The sequence below is a fragment of the Sporosarcina sp. NCCP-2222 genome, from assembly GCF_023168145.1.
Classification (GTDB): Bacteria; Bacillota; Bacilli; order Bacillales_A; family Planococcaceae; genus Sporosarcina.
This window is the reverse complement of sequence record NZ_BQYK01000008.1, coordinates 23791-35441: the sequence shown is the minus strand read 5'-3', so window position 1 is coordinate 35441 and position 11651 is coordinate 23791. Positions and strand designations below refer to the sequence as shown.

Genomic DNA, 11651 nt, shown 5'->3' with positions numbered 1-11651 from the left:
TAGTCATTGATACTGCTTGAAGGGCAAACATGTTATTTACGGATATTAACGGAAGAGGATGCGAGTATTTTTACCGAGTTGCTCATTGCAAACAAAGAATACTGGACAGTGTTCGAACCGCGTCATGATAAGAGTTACTACACGGTATCTGTTCAGCGTGACAAGATTCGGGAATCTCTCTATCAGATGAGGGATCGTCGGGAATACAATTTCGGTATATTCGACTCGGATACGAGCCGGCTTATCGGTCATATATCCCTTTATAGTATAAAAAGATTGCCTTTTTCAAGCGGTTTTGTAGGGTACTCGATTGATGAAAGGGAGACGGGAAGGGGATTGGCCACTGAAGCGGTCAAGATCGTGACAAAGTTCGCTTTTGAAACGGTTTCCCTTCATCGTGTGGAAGCTTTCGTTTCTCCCCGTAACTCCGGATCGGTCAGAGTATTGGAAAATGCGGGATATACAAGAGAAGGTTTAATGCGCAAGCTGCTGTACATTAATGGTGTTTGGGAAGACCATTACATGTACGCTATGCTGGAAGATGAATATTGAAAGGGCAAGGCCGCATTGCGGAAAATCCTTTCGAAAATGAAAAGTCGATTCCTGTAATAAAGGAATCGACTTTTTCATTTCCCGGGAAATATTGTGTCATTGTTTGGCGGCAGCTTCGTATCCGTCAACGATCATATCAAGAAGACCCGTGTCAGGATGAGCAACAAGACCGTGAACAGGCACACTCTTATCCATCAGTGGATGATTACGAACAACGTCTACACTTCGTTTTACACTTTCAGTCACATCGCTGAAGCCACGGAGCCATTCCTTCATATTGATTCCGGAATATTTCAACGTGGAGAACAGGCTTTCATCCACACCCCGATTAACCATTTTAGAGACAATGGAGTCTGTATCGATGGAGCTCATGCCGCAATCATGGTGACCAATGATATATACTTCATCCGCACCTAATTCGTAGACGGCAACCAGAATACTTCTCATGATGCCCCCAAATGGGTGGGTGACGACCGCACCGGCACTTTTGATGATTTTTGCATCACCATTTTTCAAGTTCATCGCTTTCGGCAGAAGTTCTGTCAATCGGGTATCCATGCATGTTAAGATTACAATTCGTTTGTCAGGAAACTTTGTAGTCTCGTATTGCTCGTATTGTTTCTCGTTAACAAACTCTCTGTTAAAATCTAGAATTTCGGATAAAATGGTCATAAAATAGCCTCCGTTCTTCGGAAAAAAAGTTTTTTATAAAATAAAAGAGTCGCCTATTGGCAACTCTTATTTCACGTCTGGTTTCGGGTCGATCTTCTCAGCATCTGAAGAATTAAGAGCCCTTCCAAGGTAGTGCATTGTAAAGTATGCAGCGATTCCGAGGACGACCATATAACCGATGACTGTTGTAAACATTAAGCCCATCTTCAAGACCCCTCTCTATCAATGATAGTTCCATGCAACCCCTATTATACTACAAAAGATCATTTTTATTAAGTGTTGTTTCCAAGTAATTGTGGCGTATTTTAGAAGGCCCAGTTCCCTTTATGGAAGATTGGTTCAGTCGTGCCGTCTTCTAAAATGCCGTCAATGTCCATTTCCGCTGAGCCGATCATGAAGTCGACATGTGTAATGCTTTGGTTCAGTCCATGCTGCTGCAATTCTTCTGTAGACATCGTCTTTCCGCCTTCAATACAGAATGCATAAGCACTTCCGATAGCCAAGTGGTTAGAAGCGTTTTCATCGAACAGCGTATTGTAGAAGAGTAATCCGGAATTCGAAATGGGCGAATTATGGGCAACAAGTGCAACCTCTCCAAGGCTCTTAGCACCTTCATCTGTATCGACCAGGCGCTTTAAGACATCTTCACCTTGCTCTGCCGACACATCTACAATTTTACCATCCTTAAAAGTCACTTTGAATCCGTCAATAATATTACCGCCATAGCTTAATGGTTTTGTATTGGATACATAACCATTGATTCCATCCTTATGCGGAACCGTGAAGACTTCTTCCGTCGGCATGTTGGCCATGAAAGTATTTCCTCGTTCGTTGACACTGCCTGCACCGCACCAAATATGTCCTTCTGGAAGATCAATCTTTAAATCAGTGTTAGGTGCTGTGTAATGTAGCGTCTTATATTTCTTTTCATTTAAATAATCTGCTTTCGTATGGAGCGTTTGATCGTGTTTCTCCCAAGCCTCTACTGGATTTTCTACATCCGCGCGGACTGCTTTGAAGATGGCATCCCATAGCGCATCGACCTGCTGGTCTTCAGGAAGTTCAGGGAAGACTTTGGCCGCCCAATCCTTTGAAGGAGCCGCGATGACAGTCCAGCTGAATTTGTCGGCCTGCATCATTTGACGGTATTTGTTAAGTGCTTGGCCAGCCGCCTTTTGTGCATCCGCAATACGGGATGGATCAATGCCTTTTAAAAGGTCAGGACTTTGGGAGACAATGCTCATGAAAGCGGCACCGTTTTTCGCGAGCGTTTCACGTTCTAATACTTTCCATTCCGGAAAATCGGAGAAGGAATCAGCAGGTGCTTTTTCGTACCGCAACCGAGCTATCTTATCATCGGCCCAGTCAACGATCACATGGCGAGCACCGGCATCATATGCCTTTTCCACTACTAATCTTACGAACTCTGCTGTTTCGATCGAGGCGCTTATGTATAACGTTTGATCGGGCTGGATATTGACACCTACATGAACCGCTAAGTCAGCGTAGTTTGCCAGTTTTTCATTAAAAGTAGACATAATATAAAAACTCCTTTCAGTCTTTGTAATTATTCTACCAATTCAATATGCCCTAGAGCAAATTTTAAATGTGAAAAAGGATTGTACATGGAATAAATATTTCAAGAATGTTACTGAACATATCTAAAGAACTTGCTCAATATGTCGAAATAAGAAGAAGTAGATAGGTAGATATGGGAGGTACAATTATGGATTTAACAACGGTCTTTGGATTGATCTTAGGTATAGTGGCATTGTTAGTTGGGATGACTTTAAAAGGCGTGACTCCTGACAGCCTACTGAATGTGGCCGCTATCCTGATTATCATTGCAGGAACTGCCGCTTCAGTTGTCATTGCTTTCCCTTTAAGTGAAGTAAAACGGATTCCTAAATTGTTTGGTGTCTTGTTCAAAGAACAGAAGTTGACTTCTGACGCAGACCTGATCCGAATGTTTTCAGGTTGGGCAGACATTGCAAGACGGGAAGGGCTTCTTTCCCTCGAAGCAAAGGCAGATGAAATTTCAGATCCTTTTTTGAAAAATGGGCTAGGCCTTGCAATTGACGGCCAAAATGCTGACTATATACGCGATGTATTGACGGAAGAAGTAGATGCGATGCAGGAAAGACACTCGGCGGGCTCCCAGATATTCAGCCAGGCGGGTACGTATGCACCGACACTCGGTGTGCTTGGTGCGGTTGTCGGTTTGATTGCTGCTTTGAAAAATATGAATGACATCGATGCACTTGGCCATGCGATCTCCGCAGCGTTTATCGCCACGCTTCTTGGTATTTTTACAGGGTATGTATTGTGGCATCCGTTTGCAAATAAATTAAGCAGGAAATCAAAAGAAGAAGCTAGACAGAAAATGATGATGATTGAAGGGATCTTATCGGTTTTGGAAGGGGAAGCCCCAAGAGTCATCGAACAAAAATTAGCCTCATATCTATCCATGGAAGAGCGTCGCAAACTGGCTGCGAAAAATTCAGAGGGCAAGGAGGCTGGCCAGGTTGTCGAAGAGACGTAAGAAGCGGAAAAGTGAAGACGGACATATTAATGAATCATGGCTATTGCCGTATTCTGATTTACTGACACTGCTTTTAGCATTGTTCATTGTCCTTTTCGCATCGAGTTCAGTGGACGAGGCGAAATTCAGCCAAATTTCCTCTGTTTTCAATGAAATTTTTGATGGCGGGCGTGGGGTTATGGATAACTCGTCCCCAACAACTGTACCAGTCCCAAAAGACCAGGCAGGACAGGAAAATGATAACTCCTCCTATTTGGAGGACCAACGTTCTTTAAGTGAAATCCAAGAGAAACTTGATGAATATATTGCTGTACATGAGTTGGAGAATCAATTTCAGACAAAGCTGACGGATGAAGGACTGCTCATCATTATCCGTGACAGCATCTTGTTTGAAACGGGGAAGGCGACGATCAGCCCGCAATATGAAAGTCTCGCAAAGGACATCGGCGACTTGCTAGTGTTTGAAAAACCGAGACAAATCGTTATTACTGGCCATTCGGATAATATTCCGATTCATACGTCTGAGTTTGATTCCAACTGGGATTTAAGTTCAATGCGGGCCTACAACTTTTTGAAAATACTAGTACGCGACAGCAACCTTGATCCTCGGCTGTTTAGTACAAAAGGATACGGAGAATTTCAACCGATCGCTTCGAACGACACGCCTGAAGGCAGAAGTAAAAATAGACGAGTCGAAGTGTTAATCCAGCCACTGGTTTTGAAAGACGGTACGCCGGTTGAATAAAAAAGCTTACGCTGCCCTTGCCGGGGTGCGTAAGTTTTTTTAGGATAAATAATAAAACGGACCGCCTACTATGCATCAGCATAGAGGCGGTCCGTCTTGCTATTCACGAAGTGATCCGAGTTCTGCAGCAATTGCCTGCATTTCATTTGGTGAGAATGTATCCCGTTTCATGACCATTTCGTACATATAGTGAAGATCTTCGTAACGTGATGTGTTGAAGTTTTCAGCCTTCATCGCATCAACATTGACCATACGGAGTTTTTCTTTAATTTGCTCCACCATATAAGAAATATTTTCTTGTGTCGGGTTTGATAAATCCATGTGGTTGCCCACCTTTCTTCAGCTTAGGATTTATCATTTCATTATTTTGTCGTTGTGTCAACAGCTGATGATTTGCCCAACCGCTCCGCTTCTTTTTCTTCTTTGATTTTCGCTTGGAATCGTTTTGTTTCCATTACGATAACCCCAGATAGACCAAGAAGACCAATTAAGTTCGGAATAGCCATCAGACCGTTCAAGACGTCTGCAAGTGCCCAAACTGCTTCAAGACTAATAACGGAACCAACGAAAATAAATAGTACAAAAATTACTCGGTAAGTGAAAACTGCCTTGTGGTTCGGGAAAAGGTACTGGAAGCACTTTTCACCATAGTATGACCAACCAAGAATGGTGGAAGTGGCAAAGAAGATCAATCCGATCGCAACGACAATCGGTCCTGCACTTCCCAGGAAGGAGCCAAATGCTTCGGCAGTCAATGAACCGGTTGCAATGCCTTCTTGCCATTTGTTTGACATGACGATTGTTACACCAGTAATTGAACAGATGATCAGAGTATCAAAAAGAACTTGCGTCATTGAAATAAGAGCTTGACGCCCTGGCATATCCGTACGCGCTGCAGCAGCGGCAATTGGAGCTGAACCGAGACCTGCTTCATTGGAGAAGAGACCACGCGCTACCCCGAAACGGATAACCGTACCGATTGCGCCCCCTGCGATAGCTTGTCCTGTAAATGCATCTTTGAAAATCAATGCAAATGCACCTGGCACCAAATCGAAATTGAGAACAACAACAATTAATCCTGCAATGAAATAAAACAATGCCATGATCGGAACGAAGAATGCAGTAACCTTACCGATTGATTTAATTCCACCTAAAATAACGAGGGCTCCGAAAAGAACAAGCCCGATCCCTGTTGCCCAGTGAGGAACGTTGAAAGTGCTGGCCATAACGTCAGCAACCGCTTTTGACTGGGTTCCATTCCCGATACCAAATGCAGCAAATGCACCAAAGATGGCAAATAGTACACCAAGCCACTTCTGTTTTAAGCCATGCTCCAAATAATACATCGGTCCGCCAGCCATTTGGCCTTGCGAGTCTTTCACACGGTATTTGACCGCCAGAATGGCTTCCCCATATTTAGTAGCCATACCGAAGAATCCGGCAAGCCACATCCAGAAAATAGCACCTGGTCCGCCTGTTGCGACCGCACCGGCGACCCCGACGATGTTACCGACCCCAACGGTAGCAGCCATCGCTGTCATGAGTGCCTGGAATTGCGAGATATCCCCATCAGCTTTCTTATCATGTTTCCTTGAAAAAACTTGTCTTAAGGAATATGGCAATAAACGTACTTGTATAAATGCGAGCCTTGCTGTCAGGAAAATACCTGTACCGACAAGAAGGATCAATAGTGGCGGACCCCAAACAAAGCCACTGATCTTGTCTAATGCACTTGCGAATGCCTCCATCTCAATACCCCCGTTTTTTCTAGTTTATCCTGCATGTGAAATCTACCCCAACCTCACATTTCCCCCTTTATCGACTCCCTCTCAAAGCATAATAACTTTGTATTACCAAACTAATAATAACTAGTTCTATTGTTAATATTCCGAAACTTTAACGCGTTAGTCAAGTACTTTTTTTGCCCCTTACGAAATTTGTTTGTTTTCGGCTAGAGAGGGTATAATAATATATGCAAAACTAGTCGGAATTGGAGGTATTAGTGTGAGCAATAGCAAATTTGGAAAGTTCATCTTATTTGGGGCTCTAGCCGGAGCAGCAATCAGCCTGTTCGATCGGGCGACGAGACAGCATATGGCAAAAACGACGAAAGATATGGCTGCGGAAATCGGTTATTATTCCAAAAACCGTGATGTCTTGATGAGTAAAATACAAGAAAAGAAAGAGAAATACCAGTCTGTCTACGAACAGCTTGCCGGAGATGCCTCTTATATTAAACAGCAAGTGGAAGAGCTGAAAGTATTAACACCACAAGTAAAAGAAGTAGTCATGAACACGAAGGATGCCGTTGTAGAATCAAAAGATGAAGTGAAGGATATTGTCCAAAGTGCAAAAGAAGATATAACAAAAAAGTAAAAGGCTTTGAAAGGAGTGAGTCTAATGTGAAGAACGAAAATCAGACTTTCAAAGCAAGCAAGCCTATTTATCCCGAAGAAGAGAAGAAAGAAGGATTCATGAAGGACACGAAAGTCATGAATTTCTTGGACGATGTGAAAGATGGAGATTTACAAAAGTTTGATGTGACCACGGCGAACGGATTTTTTAAGGAACTGACAGTCAGAATAAAGAAAGTAGATGTAACCGGTCTCGGTTCTCAACTTGCTTTCTTTTTTCTGTTGTCTATGTTTCCTCTATTAATCTTTCTAATTACATTGTTGCCTTACTTGAATCTGGATGAATCACAAGTGTTCCTATTTGTTAGGGAATATGCACCTGACAGTGTTTATCAGCTAATCAAAAGCACAATTGATGAGATATTGAAAAACCGGAATGGCGGTTTATTATCAATCGGGTTACTAGCAACCATCTGGTCCGCTTCCAAAGGGATGAATGCGTTGACGAAAGCATTAAATCGCTCTTATTTTGTCGAGGAAACCAGATCTTTTCTCGTGGCAAGAGGAATGTCAGTGCTCTTCACCATCGCATTGATCGGCGTTTTGGTCGTTGCACTGGTTCTGCCGGTTTTCGGCCAGCAAATTGGAACGCTGTTGTTTTCTTATTTTGGACTGGAAGAAGGATTTATGAAACTGTGGGGCAGTTTACGATGGATTCTACCACCAATCTTAATTTTCGTCGTTTTTTCTGCCACATACTGGGCAGTCCCTAATATGAAAATTCATTTGAAAAGCGTTTTCCCTGGAGCTTTGTTTGCTACTGTCGGATGGATTGTCACGTCACTAGCCTTTTCGTTTTATGTAGGGAATTATGCAAACTACTCTAAAACGTACGGCAGCATCGGGGCAATCATTGTTCTCATGCTTTGGCTCTATTTCTCCGCAATCATATTAATGCTTGGAGGCCAGTTGAACGCTGTATTGACTGAACGCAAACAAGCAATCGACGCAAAGAAAAAAAGCAATGCCATCCACTAAGGCATTGCTTTTTTTCTGTCTGATCAAGAAACTCGATGTGGATTGTTTATGACTTGTTCATCGGATTTAGCATCCGAAGGCCATTCAAAATAACAAGGATCGTGCTGCCTTCATGGCCGATGACGCCAAGTGGCAAATCGACGACCTGCATGAAGTTGGACAAAATGAGCACTACAATGACCGAGATGGAGAAAAACACATTTTGCTTCACAATCCGCTGCATTTTCCTGGATAGTTTGACGGCATAAGCTAAACGATTCAAATCGTTTTGCATAAGAACGACATCGGCAGTTTCGAGCGCGACATCTGTTCCGTCACCCATTGCGATGCCAGAAGTAGCAGTAGCGAGCGCTGGTGCATCATTGATGCCATCACCGACCATTCCAACTGTACCGTATTCTCTCAGCAATTGTTTTATTTCTTCTACCTTTCTTTCAGGCAGACATTCAGAGACATACTTTTCAACTCCCGCTTCCTTCGCGATAGCGGAAGCAGTCAATTGGTTATCCCCTGTTAACATAATTGGACTAATGCCCAGCTGTTTTAAATCCCGTATGGCATCGGCAGCTTCTGGACGCAATGTGTCACGAAGAGCTGCACAAGCTACAATTCCTTCATGGTTTTTCATGTAAATAACTGTTTTTCCTTCACCGGCTAGCTTCATTGCCACGTCTTCCTTGAATCCATGCACTGCGTCTTCTCCGACAAATCGAGGATTTCCAACTAAATACTCGTTATCTCCAACGAACGCTCGAATGCCATAGCCAGGTACGTCTTCTATTTGAGGAGCGCTGGGGATTTGAACTCCTTGTTCCACTGCATATTTGGTAATGGCCATTGCTAAAGGATGATTGGATTGTGATTCAATTGACGCCAGTAAGGCAAGCACTTCCTCTGAATCTTTGCCATTTCGAACAATAAAATCAGTTACAATCGGCTTGCCTGTTGTTAAGGTGCCTGTTTTATCAAAAGCAATTGCTTTCAATGAGCCCACATGCTCAAGGTGTAGCCCACCTTTGAATAAGACTCCGCGTTTTGCCCCATTAGAAACAGCAGCGAGCGTCGCGGGCATAATGGAAGCAACAAGTGCACATGGAGAAGCTACAACGAGCAGCACAATCGCCCTGTAAAATGTCGTTGTCCAATCCCATCCGAATAGAAAATGGGGAAGAACCATCATAATGAGCACTGTAGCAATGACAACTTTTACATAAGTCCCTTCAAAACGTTCTATGAATTGCTGGGAAGGGGATTTTTCACTTTGTGCATTTTGAACGAGCTGAATGATCTTCTGGAATAATGTCTCCGAACTTGGCTTCGTCATTTTTATTTGAATGGCTCCGCTCATGTTGACCGTTCCGGCAAACAGCTCATCGCCTTCACCCCTGGAGACAGGGACAGATTCTCCATTGATGGCTGACAGATCTACCGATGTCATGCCTGACACAATGATGCCATCAACCGGTATGCGCTCACCTGGTTTAACAAGCAGCACGGAGCCAACGGAAAGGGAGTCGGTGGATACTTGAGATACAGCTCCGTCTTCCTCTATCAGCCAGGCAACTTCGGGCTGCATACCCATAAGGGCAGAAATTTCTTTATGACTTTTATTTAAGGTGTAAGTCTCCAAAGCACCGCTTACAGCGAAAATGAAGATCAGAATTGCACCTTCTGCCCAGTAGCCAATTACGGCTGAACCGATTGCTGCAAAAACCATTAGCATCTCCACATTGAGCTGCCTGTCTTTTATTGTCTCTTCAATGCCTTCTTTCGCTTTGGCAAAGCCGCCGATTAAGAATGCAATGATATATAGAATAATAGAAGCATTTTCCATGCCAGATTTTCCTATAGACCAGGCGATTGCGATTAATAGACCGGATAATAGGGCAGCGAATAATTCCAGATGGGCAGTCCACTGAAAAGAAGTGGATTCTTTTTCGATAGGCTGAGTAGTCAAACTAAGCACCTCCTAATTGAGAATTGTTATCATGTAAAATAGGATAAGGAATTTATTTTAAAACTAAAAAATAATAAGTGACAAGGTTAATTGACAGTTGATGATAATAATTATGATATTATAATCATTATCATCTGTTGATAGTAGTATAACATAGCAAACTATGAAGTGTTACCAATATGCATAAAAAGAAAGTAAAAAAAGACAGCAGTATCTAGCGAGAGATACTGCTGTCTTGTCATATTATGCAAATACTTTTTCTTTGTATTGTGCGAGTTTATCTAATGAGGATTTATCTACATCCGCGTGCAGGCTGTTGCCATGAGAATCCATCGTCACAACCGCTGTAAAATCTTCAACACGCAAATGCCACATGGCCTCTGGAATGCCGAATTGAAGAAGATCGACACCTTCAACAGCTTTAATACAGTCCGCATAATATTGTGCGGCACCGCCAATAGCGTTCAAATAGACGCCACCGTGCTCTTCTAAAGCTGCCAATGTTTTCGGCCCCATTCCGCCTTTTCCGATGACAGCGCGGATGCCAAACTTCTTCATGATATCGCCTTGATAAGGTTCTTCACGAATGGAAGTAGTTGGGCCTGCGGCTTTAATTTCATACGAACCATCTTCGTTCTTCAAAACAACCGGTCCACAATGATAAATGATCTGTCCGTTCAAGTCGACTGGAGAATCGTTGTCGGATAAATATTTATGGATGGCATCCCGGCCCGTGTACATGCGGCCGCTAATCTTCACGACGTCTCCGACTTTCAAATCACGGATTTGTTCTTCGGTGATTGGTGCTGTCAGTTCCACGACTCTGGAAGACTGGATGGAATCATCTTGTGCCGGCTCCTCAAAAGTTAACTTGTCGCCGTCATTATAATGCCAGTGCTGAATTTCGCCGGTATTCGCGTCGATGTCTACTGCCATCCGACGATATGCCCAGCAGTTGTATGCAACCGAAACATAAAAGCTCGCTGGAATGCGATGCATGACACCGATTTTACAGCCGAGCAGCGTCGCTTCGCCACCAAAGCCCATCGTGCCGATGCCGAGCGTATTGGCTGTTTTTAAGATGTAGCGTTCTAACTCTGCTAGCTCCGGAATTGGATTAACATCGTCCACTTCACGGAAGAGCTGTTCTTTGGCCAAATCGTAGCCCGATGACCGGTCGCCGCCAATGCCAACGCCGATAAATCCTGCAGAACAGCCTTGCCCTTGTGCTTGATAGACAGAATGCAAAATGCACTTGCGAATGCCATCCAAGTCGCGTCCAGCGCGGCCAAGCCCTTCCAATTCAGCTGGGAGGCTGTATTGAATATTTTTATTCTCACAGCCGCCGCCTTTCAGGATGAGTTTCACTTCAATGTGATTCTCTTCCCATTGCTCAAATTTCACAACAGGGAGGCCAAGACCCAAATTGTCGCCGCTGTTTTCACCTGTTAAGGAATCAACCGCATTCGGTCGCAGCTTGCCGTCCTTAGTAGCCTGTTCAATTGCACGGCGGATGGCCGCTTTAATTTCCAGTTGATTTACACCGACTGGCGTCTTAATTTTAAAAGTAGGCAAGCCTGTATCTTGACAGATCGGAGAAAGCTTCTCGTCCGCCATATTAATATTTTTCGCAATCGTATCAAGACTCATTGCCGCACGCGTACCGGCATCCTCGAGTTCTCTAGCCGCTTTCACCGCTCTGCGGACATCCTTCGGCAAGTTTGTCGATGTTTCGCAGACAAGTTCATACATGCTCTTTTCGAGATTTTCTATGTACATTCAAATTTCCCC

General features: G+C 43.7%; 12 protein-coding genes. 5 read left to right on the top strand and 7 right to left on the bottom strand.

Features of this window, described 5'->3' with window-relative positions:
* Nucleotides 1–6: 6 nt before the first annotated feature.
* Complete coding sequence (locus tag NCCP2222_RS15990; RefSeq protein ID WP_248513340.1) at nt 7–552, top strand: GNAT family N-acetyltransferase; 546 nt, start codon at nt 7–9, stop codon at nt 550–552.
* A gap of 96 nt (nt 553–648) precedes the next feature.
* Here NCCP2222_RS15990 and NCCP2222_RS15985 read toward each other — a convergent pair whose 3' ends face one another.
* The 3 genes from NCCP2222_RS15985 to NCCP2222_RS15975 all read right to left on the bottom strand — a co-directional run bounded on the left by NCCP2222_RS15985 (nt 649) and on the right by NCCP2222_RS15975 (nt 2762).
* Nucleotides 649–1224, bottom strand: a complete 576-nt coding sequence (locus NCCP2222_RS15985; RefSeq protein ID WP_248513338.1) for a beta-class carbonic anhydrase — start codon at nt 1222–1224, stop codon at nt 649–651.
* A gap of 66 nt (nt 1225–1290) precedes the next feature.
* Entirely contained in the window at nt 1291–1428 is a 138-nt protein-coding gene (locus NCCP2222_RS15980) for a hypothetical protein (protein WP_238079403.1), read from the bottom strand.
* Between the two features lie 101 nt (nt 1429–1529).
* Nucleotides 1530–2762: an aminopeptidase gene (locus tag NCCP2222_RS15975; RefSeq protein ID WP_248513337.1), complete on the bottom strand. Its 1233-nt coding sequence runs from the start codon at nt 2760–2762 to the stop codon at nt 1530–1532.
* A 188-nt stretch (nt 2763–2950) separates the two neighbouring features.
* Between NCCP2222_RS15975 and motA the strand changes: the two genes are divergently transcribed.
* Both motA and motB read left to right on the top strand, forming a co-directional pair.
* Entirely contained in the window at nt 2951–3766 is an 816-nt protein-coding gene (motA, locus tag NCCP2222_RS15970; protein ID WP_248513335.1) for a flagellar motor stator protein MotA, read from the top strand.
* Entirely contained in the window at nt 3750–4511 is a 762-nt protein-coding gene (gene motB, locus NCCP2222_RS15965; protein WP_248513333.1) for a flagellar motor protein MotB, read from the top strand. The genes motA and motB overlap by 17 nt, the downstream gene beginning before the upstream one ends.
* Nucleotides 4512–4610: 99 nt before the next feature.
* Here motB and NCCP2222_RS15960 read toward each other — a convergent pair whose 3' ends face one another.
* Together NCCP2222_RS15960 and NCCP2222_RS15955 are read right to left on the bottom strand one after the other, a co-directional pair.
* Complete coding sequence (locus tag NCCP2222_RS15960; RefSeq protein WP_207963085.1) at nt 4611–4832, bottom strand: DUF1128 domain-containing protein; 222 nt, start codon at nt 4830–4832, stop codon at nt 4611–4613.
* Nucleotides 4833–4873: 41 nt separating this feature from the next.
* The gene (locus NCCP2222_RS15955) at nt 4874–6259 is read right to left on the bottom strand and encodes an alanine/glycine:cation symporter family protein (protein ID WP_248513331.1); all 1386 of its coding nucleotides are present in this window, start codon (nt 6257–6259) and stop codon (nt 4874–4876) included.
* A 256-nt stretch (nt 6260–6515) separates the two neighbouring features.
* Here NCCP2222_RS15955 and NCCP2222_RS15950 point away from each other — a divergent pair, with 256 nt between their 5' ends.
* Nucleotides 6516–6887 carry a YtxH domain-containing protein gene (locus NCCP2222_RS15950; protein ID WP_248513329.1) on the top strand — a complete coding sequence of 124 codons (372 nt, stop codon included), beginning with the start codon at nt 6516–6518 and terminating at the stop codon, nt 6885–6887.
* Nucleotides 6888–6913: 26 nt separating this feature from the next.
* Complete coding sequence (locus tag NCCP2222_RS15945; RefSeq protein WP_375709200.1) at nt 6914–7903, top strand: YihY/virulence factor BrkB family protein; 990 nt, start codon at nt 6914–6916, stop codon at nt 7901–7903.
* 46 nt (nt 7904–7949) lie between these two features.
* On the opposite strand, the gene NCCP2222_RS15940 is transcribed toward NCCP2222_RS15945, so the two are convergent.
* A complete protein-coding gene (locus tag NCCP2222_RS15940; protein WP_248513327.1) occupies nt 7950–9860 on the bottom strand; it encodes a heavy metal translocating P-type ATPase in 1911 nt (636 codons plus the stop codon).
* A gap of 243 nt (nt 9861–10103) precedes the next feature.
* Complete coding sequence (locus NCCP2222_RS15935) at nt 10104–11639, bottom strand: fumarate hydratase (protein ID WP_282570719.1); 1536 nt, start codon at nt 11637–11639, stop codon at nt 10104–10106.
* Between the last annotated feature and the right edge of the window lie 12 nt (nt 11640–11651).